17 protein-coding genes are annotated in these 16428 nt (G+C 72.1%); 9 read left to right on the plus strand and 8 right to left on the minus strand.

The window, feature by feature from the left end; translation table 11 throughout:
* The first annotated feature begins 38 nt into the window (after positions 1–38).
* A complete protein-coding gene (locus V3N99_17605; protein ID MEO3938550.1) occupies positions 39–449 on the plus strand; it encodes a nitroreductase family deazaflavin-dependent oxidoreductase in 411 nt (136 codons plus the stop codon).
* Between the two features lie 202 nt (positions 450–651).
* Here the strand turns inward: V3N99_17605 and V3N99_17610 are convergent, their stop codons facing one another.
* Positions 652–867: a hypothetical protein gene (locus V3N99_17610; protein ID MEO3938551.1), complete on the minus strand. Its 216-nt coding sequence runs from the start codon at positions 865–867 to the stop codon at positions 652–654.
* Between the two features lie 12 nt (positions 868–879).
* Positions 880–2130 (minus strand): hypothetical protein, encoded by a 1251-nt coding sequence (locus V3N99_17615; GenBank protein ID MEO3938552.1) that lies wholly within the window; start codon positions 2128–2130, stop codon positions 880–882.
* A 153-nt stretch (positions 2131–2283) separates the two neighbouring features.
* Here V3N99_17615 and V3N99_17620 point away from each other — a divergent pair, with 153 nt between their 5' ends.
* The 4 genes from V3N99_17620 to V3N99_17635 are packed head-to-tail and all read left to right on the plus strand — an operon-like array spanning position 2284 to position 5729.
* Positions 2284–3066, plus strand: coding sequence for a hypothetical protein (locus V3N99_17620; GenBank protein ID MEO3938553.1), 783 nt, complete (start codon positions 2284–2286; stop codon positions 3064–3066).
* Positions 3063–4070, plus strand: a complete 1008-nt coding sequence (locus V3N99_17625; GenBank protein MEO3938554.1) for a BREX system ATP-binding domain-containing protein — start codon at positions 3063–3065, stop codon at positions 4068–4070. The genes V3N99_17620 and V3N99_17625 overlap by 4 nt, the downstream gene beginning before the upstream one ends.
* Positions 4067–5374 carry a BREX system ATP-binding domain-containing protein gene (locus tag V3N99_17630; GenBank protein MEO3938555.1) on the plus strand — a complete coding sequence of 436 codons (1308 nt, stop codon included), beginning with the start codon at positions 4067–4069 and terminating at the stop codon, positions 5372–5374. Before V3N99_17625 ends, V3N99_17630 begins: the two co-directional genes overlap by 4 nt.
* Before the next feature lie 37 nt (positions 5375–5411).
* Positions 5412–5729, plus strand: a complete 318-nt coding sequence (locus tag V3N99_17635; GenBank protein ID MEO3938556.1) for a putative quinol monooxygenase — start codon at positions 5412–5414, stop codon at positions 5727–5729.
* 88 nt (positions 5730–5817) lie between these two features.
* Here V3N99_17635 and V3N99_17640 read toward each other — a convergent pair whose 3' ends face one another.
* The 4 genes from V3N99_17640 to V3N99_17655 are packed head-to-tail and all read right to left on the minus strand — an operon-like array spanning position 5818 to position 9306.
* Positions 5818–6690, minus strand: coding sequence for a biotin-dependent carboxyltransferase family protein (locus V3N99_17640; GenBank protein ID MEO3938557.1), 873 nt, complete (start codon positions 6688–6690; stop codon positions 5818–5820).
* Positions 6687–7316, minus strand: coding sequence for an allophanate hydrolase subunit 1 (locus V3N99_17645; protein ID MEO3938558.1), 630 nt, complete (start codon positions 7314–7316; stop codon positions 6687–6689). The genes V3N99_17640 and V3N99_17645 overlap by 4 nt, the downstream gene beginning before the upstream one ends.
* Positions 7316–8086, minus strand: a complete 771-nt coding sequence (locus V3N99_17650) for a 5-oxoprolinase subunit PxpA (GenBank protein ID MEO3938559.1) — start codon at positions 8084–8086, stop codon at positions 7316–7318. The genes V3N99_17645 and V3N99_17650 overlap by 1 nt, the downstream gene beginning before the upstream one ends.
* Positions 8086–9306, minus strand: a complete 1221-nt coding sequence (locus tag V3N99_17655; GenBank protein ID MEO3938560.1) for an NRAMP family divalent metal transporter — start codon at positions 9304–9306, stop codon at positions 8086–8088. The genes V3N99_17650 and V3N99_17655 overlap by 1 nt, the downstream gene beginning before the upstream one ends.
* 149 nt (positions 9307–9455) lie before the next feature.
* On the opposite strand from V3N99_17655, the gene V3N99_17660 reads away from it, so the two are divergent.
* Positions 9456–10190 carry a GntR family transcriptional regulator gene (locus tag V3N99_17660; GenBank protein ID MEO3938561.1) on the plus strand — a complete coding sequence of 245 codons (735 nt, stop codon included), beginning with the start codon at positions 9456–9458 and terminating at the stop codon, positions 10188–10190.
* On the plus strand, positions 10187–10993 hold the full coding sequence (locus V3N99_17665; protein MEO3938562.1) for a putative hydro-lyase: 807 nt from the start codon (positions 10187–10189) through the stop codon (positions 10991–10993). The genes V3N99_17660 and V3N99_17665 overlap by 4 nt, the downstream gene beginning before the upstream one ends.
* 36 nt (positions 10994–11029) lie before the next feature.
* On the opposite strand, the gene V3N99_17670 is transcribed toward V3N99_17665, so the two are convergent.
* The gene (locus V3N99_17670; protein ID MEO3938563.1) at positions 11030–11701 is read right to left on the minus strand and encodes a TetR/AcrR family transcriptional regulator; all 672 of its coding nucleotides are present in this window, start codon (positions 11699–11701) and stop codon (positions 11030–11032) included.
* Between the two features lie 64 nt (positions 11702–11765).
* On the opposite strand from V3N99_17670, the gene V3N99_17675 reads away from it, so the two are divergent.
* Complete coding sequence (locus V3N99_17675) at positions 11766–12791, plus strand: hypothetical protein (protein MEO3938564.1); 1026 nt, start codon at positions 11766–11768, stop codon at positions 12789–12791.
* A 58-nt stretch (positions 12792–12849) separates the two neighbouring features.
* Here the strand turns inward: V3N99_17675 and V3N99_17680 are convergent, their stop codons facing one another.
* Entirely contained in the window at positions 12850–13527 is a 678-nt protein-coding gene (locus tag V3N99_17680) for a GntR family transcriptional regulator (protein ID MEO3938565.1), read from the minus strand.
* A gap of 16 nt (positions 13528–13543) precedes the next feature.
* Between V3N99_17680 and V3N99_17685 the strand changes: the two genes are divergently transcribed.
* Positions 13544–16423 (plus strand): FAD-binding and (Fe-S)-binding domain-containing protein, encoded by a 2880-nt coding sequence (locus V3N99_17685; GenBank protein ID MEO3938566.1) that lies wholly within the window; start codon positions 13544–13546, stop codon positions 16421–16423.
* Positions 16424–16428 lie beyond the last annotated feature (5 nt).

A 16428-nucleotide genomic window follows, 5' to 3' on the forward strand; every position in this document is an offset into this window, starting at 1 on the left:
ATTTTCCGTCGCCACCACACCGAAGTGGAGAACAGCTGATGTCCGACTGGAACCAGCAGATCATCGAGGAGTTCCGGGCGAACGACGGGACGGTCGCCACGATGGGCTTCGGCCGCGGGCTCGTGCTGCTCCACCACATCGGGGCCAAGAGCGGGACCGAGCGGATCGCCCCGCTCGCCGCCATCGCGACCGATGAGGGGGTCTGGCTCATCGCGGCCTCGAAGGCCGGCGCACCCGACAACCCTGACTGGTACCACAACCTGCTCGCCCACCCCGAGGTCAGCCTCGAGGCGCCGGGACAGGGGTCCGTCGAGGTGCGGGCCCGGGTCCTCGCGGGCGACGAGCGCGACGCTGCGTGGGCGCGGTTCGAGGCCGCGTCGGAGGGGTTCCGGTCCTATCAGGAGAAGACGACGCGCGTCATCCCGGTGGTCGAGCTGTCGCGGCGCTGACTCGTAGGTCCGGTGGTTCGGTGGTTCGGTGGTGCACCGACAGAGCGGCAGGAGTCCGGTTTGACGGGTGCTGGGCGGTAGGAGTCGGAGTGGCGCCGGTCCGTCGGTGCACCGATGGTCTCCGCGACACCCAGCTGTCCGGTATGCGCATACGAAAGGTGGGGCGAAGCGGACAGGTGGGTGTCAGGGAGACCTCAGTCGCTCACGTGTCGGCCCGCAGGGTGTCAAAGCTGTAGGGAAGCCCTCGAGTCGCGAGGAAGTCCTCGAAGTCGGTATAGGTCGACAGTGTGGGCGTCTGCTCGGCCAGCCAGGTCGCGTCGCACTCCGGGCACAGCGCGATCTGTTCGTTCGTCGACACCAGAGTCCAGAAACGCAGGTCGTCCTGCTGACAGCGCGGACACAGGGCGGCCGTCGTCATGGCTGAATCCTCTCAGGGGATGGGATATGCGCTGATCAGGTAGGCCGGAGGCCCGGGCTTGACGATGAGTGCGACGCGCCGTTCGCCCAGAGTGCCGATCTGGGCACCCATGTCAACCTCAAAACGGAGCGGGTCACCCGGCGTGGGCGGGGGATGGCGCGCCCACGCTCGGTCGATCAGCTCCATGATGTCGGTGGTGCCCATGAGGAAGACACTGTGACTCGGTTTGGCCTCGTTCGCTAGACCGTGCGCCAGGAGGTGGGTGAGCCGGTGACCCTCGTCGTAGGCCGATCCCGGGATGGGCCGGAGCACCAGCCCGGAGTCACTTCGATAGGTCTGGTCGCCGATCTTCGTAAGGCCGAAGTCGGTGGCCAGGCGGTCGAGGTCGGTGCGTTCCCGGGCGAGCAGGTCGGGCTTGGTGGCGAAGGTCCGCGCCCGCTGCAGGGCCTCGGCCCCGTCCTGCACGCCGTGAGCCACCCTGCCGAACGGCACTGCGCCGGCAGCAGCCCAGCCGGCCTCGGTGCGGCGTCCTTCGGACAGGAACCACAGGGTGTTGACACTGGCAGCGAGCGGGCCGACGTAGCCGGGGACCGTCGACAGCGCGTCGAGGGCTGCGTGAGCAGCGCCCTCGGCGCCGGGTGGTCGGATGGTGCCTTGCCAGAACGTGCGGGCCTCGGGTGCGTCGGTCATGGCGCCGGCGAGCACGGCGGCGGTGTCGTCTCCAGCGGTGCGCAGGAGGTCGCGGGCGCGGGCGAGGTCGTCGACGGCGCTGTGGCGCAGGGCTTCTGCGGCCCACACGGCCTCGTGCGTCGTGGGGTGCGCATCGGCGGCGAGGAGCAGGCTGATGCGCTCGCCGATGCTGGTGGGGGAGGCGACCGCGAAGGTCTGGGCGATGCCCAGGCAGGCGGCGACGTAGTCGTCGTAGAGCTGTTGGGCCCGTGTGGCGAGGTCGCGGGCCGGTGGGAAGGCGGCGGCATACCGGCTCAGCGCGTTGGCTGCGGTGGCGAGGCTGGTGGCGGCGCGGGCCCACCGGGTGGGTTCTTGCCCGAGGCGGGTGTGGGCGACGGTCGCGGTCGGGCCGATCCAGTCGGTGACCTCGATGCGGGCCAGGCAGCTGGCGGTGTCGTCGAGGGCGGCGGCATACGCGGTGAGGGTGTCGGCGACGGACTGGACCTGCCAGGGGTAACCGGGGACGAGCGTGTCGGGGCCGCCGCCCAGGGCAAGGGCCCGCTCTTCGGTGCCGTCGATCACCCCTGGTGCCATGTGGGCAAGTCAACCGAATCCGCGGATCAGGCCCGCGAAGTTATCCACAGTTCTTCGACGGATCTCGGTGTCACCCCCACCGGATAGCCTCGTGCCCACGATCCCCGGGTCCAGCGCGTAGGCCGGGACGACGACCACGAAGGAGCAGCCGCAGTGAGTATTGGTGGAGGACTCGAGGGCGCCCTGTCGGCGACCGAGGACGAGGTGGATGCCGCCCTGAAGGCGGCCGCAGCGGTCACCCGTGAGCTGCGCAAGGCCAAGGCCGGGGCGGCCAGGGGGCAGGTGCGCGACCTGCGGAAGGCCCTGTCGGCGGCGGTCGACGCCGCCGAGCAGGCCTCAGCGGCCGCCACCACCGCGCAGGCGTCGTTCGACTTCGACGAGAAGGGCCACCTCGAGTCGGGCGCCTTCGCGCAGGAGCTCGTCGCGGCGGCCGCGGCCAGCGACGTGACGATGGTCGAGCGAGACCAGCGCCTGCTGTGCTACCCCTCCCTGATCAAGGTCCTGGCGGGTGACGCCGCGGTCGAGATCGACCGCCGCCGCGAGAAGCGCCTGCGGCCCTCCGTGCTCGTCGACCTGCTGGCGACGGCTCAGAAGAAGCCGCCGCGCTTCCGCGCCGAGCCCTTCCTCGAGAGTCTCGAGACCGCCTACGAGCTGGTGCGCAGCAAGCAGGGCCACCGCGACGGCGTGGTGCTGCCGCTGGTCGACCTGTGGTCGGTGCTCACCCTGCTGCCCAGCCAGCGCAGCGAGTACACCAGGCCCGAGTTCGCCCGCGACCTCTACCTGCTCGACGCCAGCGGCGTCGCGACGACCAGGGCGGGCCGCGTCATGCGATGGCACGCCAGCACCGGCACCAAGGGCAGCGGCACGCTGGTCACCGTCGCCCAGAGCGGTCAGCAGCAGCTCTACTGGGGCCTGTCCTTCGCGGAGGCGTCGTGAGCGACTCACGCGACGGTCTCGCGGTGCTTGGTGGGGGAGTGATGGCCTCCGACGACTACGCACAGTTCCTTGCCGACGAGTACCTCGCGGGCTACCTGCCCGCCGGCGGCGGCTCGGTGAAGCTCGTGGTCGCCGGTGACCCCGACGTCGCCGACCGCTTCGCGCAGGCGCTGCACGCTGCGGCGCTCTCGGCCTCGTGCCTGCCCGTGCTCGTCTCGGCCGAGTCGACCAAGGCGCACCTCGTCGACCAGGTGTTCTTCGCCGTCGCGCGCCAGGTCGACTGGGACCAGGTGGCGGCCGCCATCGTCGTCGCCGCCTACGACGCGATCGCCTTCCCGGCCAGCGACGGTCGGCTGTCGGTCGCCGAGGTCGCGCAGGACCACGACATCGACCCGCGCGAGCTCTACCGCAGCGTGCGGCGCCAGCTCGAGCGCACGCTGCTGCACGACACCAGCCTGCCGCGCGAGCTGCGGCGCGCACTGCTGCGCCTCGCGCAGGCCGCCCTCGGTCACGGTGACGTCACCCCCCACGAGGCGCAGGTCGTGCGCGACTGGCTGGTCGGAGAGCCCGCTGCGCTGCGTGACCTCAAGGAGGCACTCATCTACAGCCGGGTCGGTCGGCACAACGCCCGCGACCTGCTCACCTGCGTCGGGCGGCTGCTCCTGCAGGCGGGCCACGGCGGTCTGGTGCTCCACCTCGACCTCAGCCGCCTCGCCGAGGCGCGTCGCCCCCCGCTGGACGACCGCACCGGCATCTACTACAGCAAGGCGGCGGTGCTCGACGCCTACGAGCTGCTCCGGCAGCTCATCGACGCCACCGACGACCTCGAGGGCATCCTCGTGGTCGCCGTCGTCCCCCCGCAGCTCGTGACCGACGAGGCCCGCGGCCTCCCCTCGTATGCCGCGCTGCAGCTGCGCGTCGCCGACGAGGTGCGCGACGCCCGCCGGGCCAACCCCTTTGCGTCCCTGGTCCGCCTCGAGGTCCGGCTGGAGGCCGTGCGATGAGCCCTGCAGCCAAGAAGCCCAAGCCGAAGCAGAATCCGGTGGACGTCTGGGACGCCGAGCGGCTCAGCCGCCGCCGAGCGGTCGAGGCCCTGCGCAGCGGCGTGCCGAACGCGGACGCGGTCACCGCCCTGGGCTCCGGTCAGAGCGCCATCGAGGACCGCTTCAGCGCCCTGCTCGAGCAGGTCGCGGCCGGGAGGGACGGCTCGCGTCCCCGGGCGTCGCTGCTGCTGGGCGGGGGCTTCGGTGAGGGCAAGAGCCACCTGCTGACCCACCTCGGCCACCTGGCCAGGTCGGCCGGCTACGTCGTCTCACCGGTGGTCATCAGCAAGGAGACCCCGCTCTACGACCCGGCCAAGATCCTGCAGGCCGCGGTCGCCTCGGCCACTGCCCCTGATGGTGGCCGAGACGTCGTCGCGGAGGCCGCGGCCGCGCTCGACCCCGACAGCCTCGCCTACGCCGACCTGCTGCGCTGGCTGCGCGGCCCCGGTCGCGACCTCAACGAGCGCTTCGAGGCCACGCTCCTGCTGCACCAGAGGCTCGGTACCGACGCGGCCGGCGGCGACGAGGAGTTCGTCGACTCCATCGTGCGGTTCTGGTCAGGCGACCCGCTGCCGGTGCCCGACGTCCGGCGCCAGCTCAAGGCCATCGGCGAGGGCAACACCTTCACCTTCTCGCCCGTGCGAGCGCGCGAGCTCGCCCGGCAGCGGCTGCGCTTCCTGCCGCGGCTGCTGCGTGCTGCCGGTCGGCCAGGGTGGGTCATCCTGCTCGACGAGGTCGAGCTCATGGGTCGATACTCCCTGCTGCAACGCGGCCGGGCCTATGCCGAGCTGGCCCGGTGGCTCGACGGCGAGCGCGACGACACCGGCGAGCCGGTCGTCGTGGTCGGGGCGATGACCGACGACTTCGAGGCCGCGGTGCTGATCGGCAAGAACGACCGTGAGGTGCTCCCGACTCGACTGCGCGGCAAGCAGACCGACGAGTACGCCGAGATGGCCTCGCTCGCCGAGGCCGGCATGCGGCACATCGAGCGTGACCTCGTGCGGCTGGTGCCGCCAGACACGGCGGAGCTCGACCGGGCCTACTCCACCCTCAAGAGGCTGCACGGCGCGGCCTACGGGTGGAAGCCGACCGAGGTCGCCGGTCTCGAGCGGCTCGGCGCCACGCGGATGCGGCAGTACGTGCGGGCGTGGATCAACGAGTGGGACCTTGTGCGGATGGATCCGTCCTTCGTGCCGGCCACCGAGGTTGTCGACGTGCCATCGGACTACGACGAGATGCCCGAGGGTGACGCGTCGGCAGAGTGACGTCACCGCGACCAACCACCACACAAGGAGAGAGACGTTGATCTTCATCACCGCGAAGTTCCCCGTGAAGCCCGAGCACGCCGATGCGTGGCCGGAGCTGTCACGCGAGTTCACCGACGCCTGCAACGCAGAGCAGGGGTGCCTGTTCTTCCAGTGGGCCCGTTCGTTGGCTGACCCGAACGAGTACGTGCTCATCGAGGCGTTCGCTGACGACGCGGCCGGCGGGGCGCACGTGCAGTCGGCACACTTCATCAAGGCGACGCAGCAGCTGCCGCAGTACCTGTCGCGGACCCCGGACATCATCAACACGACGGTCGACGGGTGGTCGGCGCTGGGGGAGATGGCGGTCGAGTAGCGTCCGTCTTGCGACCGCTGCGGGCGGGAACCCTCTCAGGTCGTCAGGACGGGTCTGCCCCGGCGGTGTCAGCGGGGAAGGCGGCGCCTCAGCGACCGCTCGCCCGGCCGTCCCGCAGCAGCAGCCGCTGCCCCGGCCGCAGCTGCCCGCACCGGTCGACGTCGACGTCGTCGACGTAGCCGATCACCGGGTAGCCGCCCGTTACCGGGTGATCGGCGAGGAAGAGCACGGGCTGGCCGGACGCGGGCACCTGCAGGGCCCCGCGCACCATCCCCTCGCTGGGCAGCTCGCCCTCACGACCGCGCACGAGCGCCTGCCCCTCGAGCCGCAGCCCCACCCGGTTGCTGTCGGAGGTCACGCCCCACGGCTGCCCGAGCAGCGAGGCCCACGCTTCGTCGGAGAACCAGTCGCGCCGCGGGCCCGGGGTCACCCGCACCGCCAGGTCACCCGACTCCGGGTCGAGTGCCGGAGCCAGGTCGACGCCGGGGTGCGGCAGCTCGGAGAAACCCACGGACAGAACGAGACCCGGCGTCACCACGGGTGGCCCCAGCCCGCTGAGCACGTCGGTCGCCCGCGACCCCAGCACCGGCTCGACGTCGAAGCCGCCCCGCACGGCGACGTAGGTGCGCAGCCCACTGGCCGGTGGCCCGAGCCTCAGCACCTGCCCCGCCCGCAGGAGCAGGGGTGCGTTGTGCGCCGTGCCGCCCGCGCACCGGGCACCGGTCGTCACGACGACGACATCGACGTCGGCCCGCAGCGCAAGGCCCCCATACGTTACCTCGAGCGCAGCAGCGTTGGCAGCGTTGCCAACCAGCCGGTTGGCCAGACGGCATGACGCCCTGTCGCAGGCGCCCGATCGACCGACACCGAGCGCGGCCCGGCCCGACCGGCCGGCGTCCTGCACGGTCGTCAGCGGGCCGGTCTCGAGCACCGTCACCGTCACCGTCGCAGGCGGCGTCATGACGACGCCTGCTCGTCGACGAAGCGCACTCGCACCCCGGGGCGCAGGATCGCCGGCTCCGACCGGGTGGGGTCGAACATCGTCAGCGACGTGCGCCCGAGCAGCTGCCAGCCGCCGGGCGACTCGCGCGGGTAGACCCCGCTGAACTCTCCCGCCAGCGCCACCGCTCCGGCCGGCACCTTGGTGCGAGGGGTCGCCCGGCGTGGCACCGGCGCCATCGACACCGTCCACGACGACGACGTCAGATAGCCGAAGCCCGGTATGAAGCCGCAGAAGGCGACGGTCCACTCAACCGACGTGTGGCGTCGGACGAGGTCAGCAGCGTTGCTGCCCAACAGGTCTGCAGTCTCGGCGAGGTCCTCCCCGTCGTAGGTCACCGGGATCTCGACGAGCTCGCCGTGGTTGCGCTGGTCGGCACGCGGGCTCGCCGTCCGCACCGCCCGCTCCACCTCGGCGAGCGACGTGGCGCCCGGGTCGGTGACCAGCAGCAGGGTGCGGGCGGCCGGCACGAGTTCGACGACACCCGGGGGCGGGTCGTCGACGAGCGCGGCATACAGCGCCATGACCTCGTCGAGGTCGTCGACCTCGACGAGGAGGGCCGTCGAGCCGCTGGGCAGGACGCGCATCAGGGCGCGAACGAGGTGACGGTGACACCGGACGCGTGCAGGGCGGCCTTGACGCGGTGAGCGATCTCGACCGCACCGGCGGTGTCGCCGTGCACGCAGATCGAGTCCGCGGCCAGCTGGAGCGAGCCACCGTCGACGTCGGTGATCGGCTGACCGGTGGCGATGGCCACGCAGCGTCGGGCGATCTCGTCGGGGTCGGTCAGCACCGCCCCCGGGAGCCGCCGCGACACCAGGGTGCCCTCGGGGGTGTAGGCGCGGTCGGCGAAGGCCTCGCACACCGTCGTCAGCCCGGCCTCCTGCGCCGCCCCCAACCACACCGACCCCGGGAGGCCGAGGACCGGGAGGCTCGGGTCGAGGTCGACGATCGCGGCGACGACGGCCGCCGCCTGCTCCTCGTGGTGCACGATCGCGTTGTAGAGCGCGCCGTGCGGCTTGACGTAGGCCACCCGCGCCCCGGCGATGCGGGCGAACGCCTGCAGCGCGCCCACCTGGTAGACCACGTCCTGGGTCAGGGCCGCCGGCTCGATGTCGATGAAGCGGCGGCCGAAGCCGAGCAGGTCGTGATAGCCGACCTGCGCACCGATCGCCACCCCACGCGAGGCTGCCCGGTCGCAGACGGCCCGCATGATCGACGCGTCGCCGGCGTGGAACCCGCACGCGACGTTGGCGCTCGTGACCACCTCGAGCAGGGCCTCGTCGTCGCCGAGCTGCCACTGGCCGAAGCCCTCGCCGAGGTCGCTGTTGAGGTCGATCGTCGTCGTCGCGGTCATCAGAACAGCGCCTTGATGCCGGTCAGCGAGTTCCACCCGAGATAGATGGTCACGACCCAGGCGATCGCGCCGATGACGATGAGCCACACGGGGTAACGGTAGCCGCCCATCAGGTCGCGCCGCCGGGCGGCGATCCACAGCAGGATCCCGAGCCCGAAGGGCAGGATGAGACCGTTGAAGGCGCCGGCGAAGACAAGCAGCTTGACCGGGGTCGTGGCCGCGATCAGGAAGACGGTGGTCGAGACCACGATGAACCCGCAGACCACCCACCGCTCGTAGCGCGTCACCCACGGCCCCATCACCTTCAGGAACGACGTCGAGGTGTAGGAAGCGCCGACCACCGAGGTGACGGCCGCCGACCACATGATGACGCCGAAGACGACCTTGCCGCCCTCGCCGAGGGCCTGCGAGAAGGCGTCGGCGGCCGGGTTGAGCTTGTCGAGCGGCGCGCCACCGGAGACCACGCCGAGCACGGCGAGGAAGAGCAGCACCCGCATCACCGCCGTGATGGCCACGCCGGTGATCGAGCTCCTGGTGATCTGCTTGACGTAGCGCTCGCCCTGGATCCCGTTGTCCACCAACCGGTGCGCACCGGCATACACGATGTAGCCGCCGACGGTGCCGCCGATGAGGGTGGTGATCACGAGGAAGCTCGCGGTGTCGGGGGAGACGGTCTGGCGCAGCGCCTCACCGAGCGGGGGCTGAGTCTTGATCGCGACGAACGTCGTCAGCGCGATCATGACGGCGCCGAGCAGCACGACGACGCGGTCCATGGCGACCCCGGCCCGGCGGACCAGGAAGATGGCGATGGCGACGAGGGCCGACAGGCCTCCACCGATGCGCACGTCGAGACCGAAGATGGCGTTGAGCCCGAGCGACGTCCCCGCGATGTTGCCGATGTTGAAGACGAGGCCGCCGAGCACGTCGAGGGCCGAGAGGGCGTAGCCGGCACCGGGCACCACACTGTTGGCGAGGTCCTGGGCACGGCGGCCGGAGACGCCGATGACCCGCCAGACGTTGAGCTGGATGGCGACGTCGAAGAGGATCGAGACGGCGATGGCGAAGGCGAAGGCGGCCTTCATCGAGTCGGTGAACGTCACGGTCTGGGTGATGAACCCCGGGCCGATCGCCGACGTGGCCATGAGGAACATGGCTCCGAGGAACTTGCTGCGCCCACTGAGGGGGGCGCCTGCTGGGAGGTCCGACGAGCTGGGCGACATGTGCGCTCCAAAGGGGGTCGACGAGGCCGCATGATCCGATGTCTCGGGGGCCTTGGATCACCTCAAGGTAGCGATCGTTCAACAATCCCACAAGAGTTTCGTAGGACGATCTGTTGAGGTCTGAGCCGGCACGAGGGATCATGGGTGGCATGTCGACCTCCCACCACCGCGCCCCGGATGCCGCTGAGCCGACCCCCTCGCCCGCGTGGGTGCAGAGGGTCGCTCGCGACGTCGGGGCCCTCGAGCGCAGCAGCACGGCCGAGAGAGTGGCCGACGTGCTGCGGCGCCGGATCACCGAGGGTGACCTCGCGCCGCGCGCGCACCTGCCCGAGGAGCAGCTGATCGCGGCGCTCAGGGTCTCGCGCAACACCTTGCGCGAGGCCTTCCGGATGCTGTCGCACGAGGGGCTGCTGGTGCACGAGCTGCACCGGGGCGTGTTCGTCCGCGAGGTCGACGAGGCCGACCTGCGCGACCTCTACCGGCTGCGGCTGATGATCGAGTGCGGCGTCATCCGGTCGCTCGCGCAGGGTGCGCCGGGTGACCTGGGCGCGCTGCACACCGATCTTTCGCTGGCGGTCTCGGCGTCGTCGCGTGGCGACTGGGTCGCGGTCGGCACGGCCAACATGGCGTTCCACCACGACCTCGTCGCGCTCGCGAAGAGCCCCCGCACCGATCAGACGATGCAGCGGCTGCTGGCCGAGGTGCGCCTGGCCTTCCACGCGGCCGCGAGCCCGGAGCGGTTGCACGGCAAGTACGTCGACCGCAACCGAGAGCTGCTCGACCTGCTGGTGGCGGGGGAGTACGAGCCCGCCGCCCACCTGCTCGAGGACTACCTGCGTGACTCGCTCGCCGAGCTGCTCGACGCACTGACGGAGCAAGCATGACCACCGAGGCGACCGAGGCGACGGAGGCATCCGGGTCGTCACCGGCGCAGGCTCGCGGCCGCTACCGTGACGGGCTGTCGGTGCCGACCTCGGGCTGGGCGCCAGGGTTCACTCAGGCCAATCTCGTTGTGCTGCCCAAGGACTGGGCCTTCGACATGCTGCTCTTCGGTCAGCGCAACCCGCGGCCGGTGCCGCTGCTCGACGTCACCGAGCCGGGCACGACCGAGACCGTCCTGGCGCCTGGAGCCGACCTGCGCACCGACCTGCCCCGCTACCGGGTCTGGCGTGATGGCCTGCTCGTCGACGAGCCGACCGACGTGGTCGACCTGTGGCGCGACGACCTCGTCAGCTTTCTCATTGGGTGCAGCTTCAGCTTCGAGACGGCGCTGCTCGACGCCGGCGTGCCCGTGCGCAACATCGAGCAGGGACGCAACGTCTCGATGTATCGCACCACCGTCGACTGCCGTCCCGCCGGTCGCCTGTCCGGACCGCTCGTGGTGTCGATGCGGCCGGTGCCCGCGGCGCAGGTCGTGACCGCCGTGCAGGTGACCGGTCGGATGCCGCAGGTGCACGGGGCTCCGGTGCACGTCGGGGCTCCCGAGGTGCTCGGCATCGCCGACCTGGCGACGCCCGACTTCGGTGACGCCGTCGACCTCCAGCCCGGCGACGTGCCGGTCTTCTGGGCCTGTGGGGTGACCCCGCAAGCCGCCCTGATGGCGTCCAGGCCACCGTTTGCCATCACCCACGCGCCGGGCTTCATGTTCGTCAGCGACGTGCCGGACGCGGCCTACCGGCAGCACTGAGCACGGCTCGCGCGCCACCGGATCCGGCCCACGGGCTCATCGCGGGTCGGCGAACCGCGCGAGGTCGGCGAGGCCGCGGGTGTAGCTCGCGACGTCCATGCCACCGAGCAGCAGGTGCTGCACGATGTAGCCCGGCACCGCGCCGAAGAGGGCCTGGGCCACGAGATCGGGGTCGACGGGCAGCTCGGATGCCGATGCCGGTGGGGCCTGCGCGATCCAGGTGCGGGCGAGGTCGGCCATGGCCGTCCGGAGGTCGAGATAGAGCTCCCGCACGCTCTCGAGCAGCGGCGGGTCGCGCAACGCCTCGGCCCAGATGCTGACGACGATGCGGGTGAGGTCGACGTCGTATCGCCTACCCACGTCGAAGGCGGCCTCGAGGAGGCGACCCACCACCTCCTGCGGGCCGGGCGGTGTCTCGCGACCGCGGAAGCCCTCGACGACCTCGGCCACGCTGACCGACACCTCGTCGGCACAGGCCCGGATCAGGTCGGTCTTCGAGGGGAAGTAGCGGTAGACCGTGCCGGCGGAGACGCCCGCCTCCTCGATGACCGTGGCCATGCTCGTGCGGTGGAAGCCCTCGCGCTCGAAGCAGCGCAGGGCGGCGCGGAGCACGAGCTGCCGTCGACCGCCGCGCGGGCTGCGGGCGGCAGCGGCTGCCGAGCGGAGCGCAGGGGGCAGGGAACTGGCGGCCTGGGGTGACGATGGCATGACCCCAGCATGGAATGAACGTTCGTTGTTGACAAGTCGCTGGACTGCTCCCACACTCCCTTCTATGGATAACGAACGTTCCACTTCGATTGGTTGGACTGCTCGGGTCAGGGTCGTCGGCGCCATCGCGGCTGCCGCAGCCCTGGTCGCACTGCTCGTGGTCGCCTTCGCCGGCTCCGGCACCAAGGTCGCGCCACGAGATCTCCCACTGGCGGTCACCGGGGGAGAGCAGGCGGCGGGCGCGGTCTCGGCACGCCTGCAGTCGCAGGTCCCCGGTGGGTTCACCGTCGTCGCCGTGGCCGACACGGCCGGCGCGGAGGCTCTCATCCGCGACCGCGCCGTCTACGGCGCGCTGGTGACGCGGGGGCCTGCCGTGGCAGAGGTGCTCGTCGCGTCGGCCGCCGCCCCGGCCGTCGCGCAGGTGCTGACCGGGCTCGCCGGCCAGCTCGAGGGCGTCGCCGTCCGCGACGTCGTCGCGGCCCCGCGGGACGACCCTCGCGGGGCGGGGTTGGCCGGGGGTGCGCTCCCGATCACCATCGGCGGCATCCTCACCGGGGCGCTCGCCGCCCTGCTCGTCTCCAGGACGTCGGCGAGGGTCGGCGTCGTCGTGACGAGCTCGTTGACGATGGGCGCCGTTCTCGTCGCGGTGCTCCACGGCGTGTTCGGCTCGTTGGTAGGCAACCCCTGGGTCGAATGGGCCGCCGCGTCGTCGGGTGTGGGCGCGATCGGGCTCGTCATCATCGGGGCGTATGCGCTCGGGGGCCGGGCCGCTCTGGTCGGGATCGACCTGGTGCTGATCATGGTCGGCAACCCGTTCTCGGCAGCGACCAGTGCTCCCGAGCTCTTGCCCCAGCCGTGGGGGGCGATCGGGCACTGGATGCCCCTCGGGTCCACTGTCGACCTGCTGCGCGGCATCTCCGGGTTCGGTGGTGCCGGTACGCGTGGTCCGTGGCTGGCCCTGGCCGCGTGGGCGGGTCTCGGCGCAATGCTTTTCGGTGTGGCGGGGATCCGTCGCGTCCGCGATCCCGCTCTGGGTGCCGCCGCAGTCGAGGGGCGCGCCTTGCCGCTGGATGCTCCCGTTGCACCGTGACCACCGGGCTGGGTTGAGTCGGCCAGTGGTCGAGGACGTCCACCGGGCGGTGCGGGTGTCAGCCGGCCGCCGCCGCAAGCAGCTCGCCGGTGCGCGTCAGGTGCTCGCGCATCGCGGACTCGGCGGCGGCTCCGTCGCGGGCCAGGACCGCCCGCACGACCGGCTCGTGCTCCGCGCCGACCTCGCGCAGCGACCGCCCGGTCGTGGTGGTCGGCGCGCTGAGCAGGACGATGGCGGCGCGCAGCTGCTCGACGATGACCGCGGCGCGCGCGTTGCCGGCCCCCCGCAGGATGAGGTCGTGCACCGCGCGATCAGCGCGCCAGAAGGCTGGCTCGTCGCCACACGCAGCGGCAGCGGCGAGGTCGTCGTATGCCGCGCCGACGGCGGCCACCGCGTCGTCGTGGGCGCGCTCGCAGAGCCGGCGGGCGGCGGCGGGCTCGAGCGCGAGGCGGACCTCGAAGATCTCCTCCACGTCGTGCGCCGTGGGTCGCACGACGTGGAAGCCGCGGTTGCGCACGATGGTGACCAGGCCGGCGTCGCCGAGGCGCACGAGGGCCTCGCGAGCGGGACTCCGCGAGACGCCCAGCTCCTCGGCGAGACGGTAGACGGAGTAGGTGGTGCCCGGGACGAGCAGCCCGCGGGCCACCCCGTCTCGGACCGCTGCGGCGACCCCGTCGGCCAGGGACGGCGCCTGCGCCGGCAGCTGGAGGCCGAGACGGACGGAGTCACTGGTCATGAGTAACATGTTACTCATGACGGACCTCGCCACCCCCACGCTGCGTCCCGGGGCGAGCGCCTCCGCAGACGTCGTCGCAGCCCTGCGGGCCCACGGGCTCGAGGCACACGACGACGCCGGGACGCGCGCGATGTACTCCACCGACGCCTCGCTCTACCGCATCCCTCCGCTGGTCGTCGTGCGCCCGCGTGACATCGACGAGGTAGTGGCCACCCTCGCGGTCGCGCGGGAGACGGGCACGCCGCTGACGTCGCGTGGCGCCGGCACCTCCGTGGCAGGCAACGCGGTCGGCCCGGGCATCGTGGTCGACTTCTCCCGACACCTCGGCCGGGTGCTGTCCCTCGACCCGGGGGCGCGCACGGCGGTCGTGCAGCCGGGCGTGGTCCACGCCGTCCTGCAGAAGCAGGCCATGCAGCACGGCCTGCGCTTCGGTCCTGACCCCTCGACCCACCCGCGGTGCACGATCGGCGGAATGGTCGGCAACAACGCCTGCGGGTCGCACTCCCTCGCCTACGGCCGCACCGACGACAACGTCGCCGGCCTGCGGCTGCTGACCGCCGCAGGACAGACCCTGCACACCGGCTACGACGCCGCCGGTGTGCCCTTCGCGCGCGGCGCCGACGGCGTCGTGGTCGCCGCCCGCGAGGCGGTGGCTCCCTACCTTGCCACGGCCCGCACCGAGCTCGGCCGCTTCGGTCGTCAGGTCTCGGGCTACGCCTCGCACCACCTGCTGCCCGAGCGTTTCGACCTGACCAAGGCGCTCGTCGGGTCGGAGGGCACCCTCGGCGTGCTCACCGAGGTGACGGTGCGGCTCGTGACCGACCCGCCGCTCCGCGTCGTCGTCGCGATCGGCTTCCCGACCATCGTCGCCGCCGGCGAGGCCGCGCCCGCGGTCGTCGCGCACGGGCCGACGTCCTGCGAGGGGCTCGACCGCCGGCTGGTCAACGTGCTGCTCGCGCAGCGCGGCGCAGGTGCCGTCCCGCCGCTGCCCCGCGGGGAGGCGTGGCTCTTCGTCGAGATGGCGGGCAACGAGCGTGGCGAGCTGCTCGACCGGGCCCAGCGGCTGGCCGGTGCCGGGCTCGGGATCGAGTCCCTCGTGGTCGAGGACCCTGCGACGCAGGCGCGGTTGTGGCGTATCCGCGAGGACGGTGCCGGTCTCGCCGGGCGCGCCCCGTCCGGCCGGCCCGCGTGGCCCGGGTGGGAGGACGCCGCGGTGCCACCCGAGATGCTGGGCGCCTACCTCGCCGACTTCGACGCGCTGGTCTCGTCCTACGACATGACCTCGGCGCCCTACGGGCACTTCGGCGACGGGTGCCTACACGTGCGGCTCGACTACCCCCTCGACCGGCCCGACGGGACGAAGGTGCTGCGCGCGTTCCTCACCGACGCGGCCGACCTGGTCGGCCGCTACGGCGGCTCGCTGTCGGGGGAGCACGGCGACGGACGGGCCCGCAGTGAGCTGCTCCCGAGGATGTACTCCCCGGACGCGATCGCGCTCTTCGGGGCCGTCAAGCGGGCGTTCGACCCCGACCACCTGCTCAACCCGGGGGTGCTGGTCGACCCGGACGCGGTCGACGCCCATGTGCGCCTCGACGGTGTGAAGCCATTGCGCAGCAACGGTGCTCGTGCACTCGGCTTCGCCTACCCGCACGACGGGGGCGACCTGGCTCAGGCCGTGCACCGGTGCACCGGCGTCGGCAAGTGCCGCGCCGACAACGCCGGCTCCAACGGGGTCATGTGCCCGTCCTACCTCGCAACGCGGGAGGAGAAGGACTCGACCCGCGGGCGTGCACGGGTGCTGCAGGACGTCGTGCGCGGCGACCTGTCGTGGCGCGACGACGCCGTGCACGACGCCCTCGACCTGTGCCTGTCGTGCAAGGGCTGCGCCTCCGACTGCCCCACCGGCGTCGACATGGCGACCTACAAGGCGGAGGTGCTGAACCAGACCTACCGGCGCCGGCTGCGGCCGCGGTCGCACTACGCCCTCGGGTGGCTGCCGCGCTGGGCGCGACTCGTGGGGCGCGTGCCGGGCCTCGCCGCCGTCGCCAACGCGTCGCTGCGGGCTCCTGGGCTGGGCCGGTTGGCCAAGGCGGGGGCCGGGGTCGACCACCGGCGCTCGGTGCCGGCGTTCGCGGCCACTCCCTTCCATTCCGCCTGGCAGAGCAGCGACAGCGGGGGGGTGCCGGTCGTCCTCTTCGCCGACAGCTTCAGCGATGCCTTCGACCCCGAGGTCGCCGCGGCGACAGTGAGGGTGCTGGAGGGTGCCGGCTACGCGCCGAGGCTGCCCGGCTCGTCGCTCTGCTGCGGGCTCACGTGGATCACCACGGGTCAGCTCGACGGTGCACGTCGTATCCTGGGAAAGACCGTGCGAGAGCTGGCTGCCCATGTGCGACAGGGGATGTCGATCGTGGGGATCGAGCCTTCGTGCACCGCGGTGCTGCGCTCCGACGCGGTCGAGCTCTTCGCCGGCACGCCCCTGGAGGCCGACGCCCGGCTCGTGGCCGACGCGACCCGCACCCTCGCCGAGCTGCTGACCCAGACCGAGGGCTGGGAGCCCCCGCAGCTGGCGGGGACGAGCGTCATCGCCCAGCCCCACTGCCACCACCACGCGGTGCTGGGCTGGGCTGCCGACGAGGCGCTGCTGCGTCGCACGGGGGTCGCTGTCCGACGGCTGTCCGGGTGCTGCGGTCTGGCCGGCAACTTCGGGGTCGAGCAAGGGCACTACGAGGTGTCCGTCGCCGTCGCACAGCAGCAGCTGCTGCCCGCGCTGGACGCGGACGCGTCGGCGGTCGTGCTGGCCGACGGCTTCTCCTGCCGCACCCAGGTCGCCGACCTGCGCGACCGGCCGTCACTCCACCTCGCGCAGCTCCTGGACCCGGCGCGCACCCAGGACTGACTCGA

The sequence above is a fragment of the Dermatophilaceae bacterium Soc4.6 genome (assembly GCA_039889245.1).
GTDB lineage: Bacteria > Actinomycetota > Actinomycetes > Actinomycetales > Dermatophilaceae > Lapillicoccus.

What these genes read in the sequence shown, in the direction of transcription:
- V3N99_17605 (MEO3938550.1), top strand. Translation starts at nt 39, where the DNA reads ATGTCCGACTGGAACCAGCAGATCATCGAGGAGTTCCGGGCGAACGAC.
- V3N99_17610 (MEO3938551.1), bottom strand. Translation starts at nt 867, where the DNA reads ATGACGACGGCCGCCCTGTGTCCGCGCTGTCAGCAGGACGACCTGCGT.
- V3N99_17615 (MEO3938552.1), bottom strand. Translation starts at nt 2,130, where the DNA reads ATGGCACCAGGGGTGATCGACGGCACCGAAGAGCGGGCCCTTGCCCTG.
- V3N99_17630 (MEO3938555.1), top strand. Translation starts at nt 4,067, where the DNA reads ATGAGCCCTGCAGCCAAGAAGCCCAAGCCGAAGCAGAATCCGGTGGAC.
- V3N99_17640 (MEO3938557.1), bottom strand. Translation starts at nt 6,690, where the DNA reads ATGACGCCGCCTGCGACGGTGACGGTGACGGTGCTCGAGACCGGCCCG.
- V3N99_17645 (MEO3938558.1), bottom strand. Translation starts at nt 7,316, where the DNA reads ATGCGCGTCCTGCCCAGCGGCTCGACGGCCCTCCTCGTCGAGGTCGAC.
- V3N99_17650 (MEO3938559.1), bottom strand. Translation starts at nt 8,086, where the DNA reads ATGACCGCGACGACGACGATCGACCTCAACAGCGACCTCGGCGAGGGC.
- V3N99_17655 (MEO3938560.1), bottom strand. Translation starts at nt 9,306, where the DNA reads ATGTCGCCCAGCTCGTCGGACCTCCCAGCAGGCGCCCCCCTCAGTGGG.
- V3N99_17660 (MEO3938561.1), top strand. Translation starts at nt 9,456, where the DNA reads ATGTCGACCTCCCACCACCGCGCCCCGGATGCCGCTGAGCCGACCCCC.
- V3N99_17665 (MEO3938562.1), top strand. Translation starts at nt 10,187, where the DNA reads ATGACCACCGAGGCGACCGAGGCGACGGAGGCATCCGGGTCGTCACCG.
- V3N99_17670 (MEO3938563.1), bottom strand. Translation starts at nt 11,701, where the DNA reads ATGCCATCGTCACCCCAGGCCGCCAGTTCCCTGCCCCCTGCGCTCCGC.
- V3N99_17675 (MEO3938564.1), top strand. Translation starts at nt 11,766, where the DNA reads ATGGATAACGAACGTTCCACTTCGATTGGTTGGACTGCTCGGGTCAGG.
- V3N99_17680 (MEO3938565.1), bottom strand. Translation starts at nt 13,527, where the DNA reads ATGACCAGTGACTCCGTCCGTCTCGGCCTCCAGCTGCCGGCGCAGGCG.
- V3N99_17685 (MEO3938566.1), top strand. Translation starts at nt 13,544, where the DNA reads ATGACGGACCTCGCCACCCCCACGCTGCGTCCCGGGGCGAGCGCCTCC.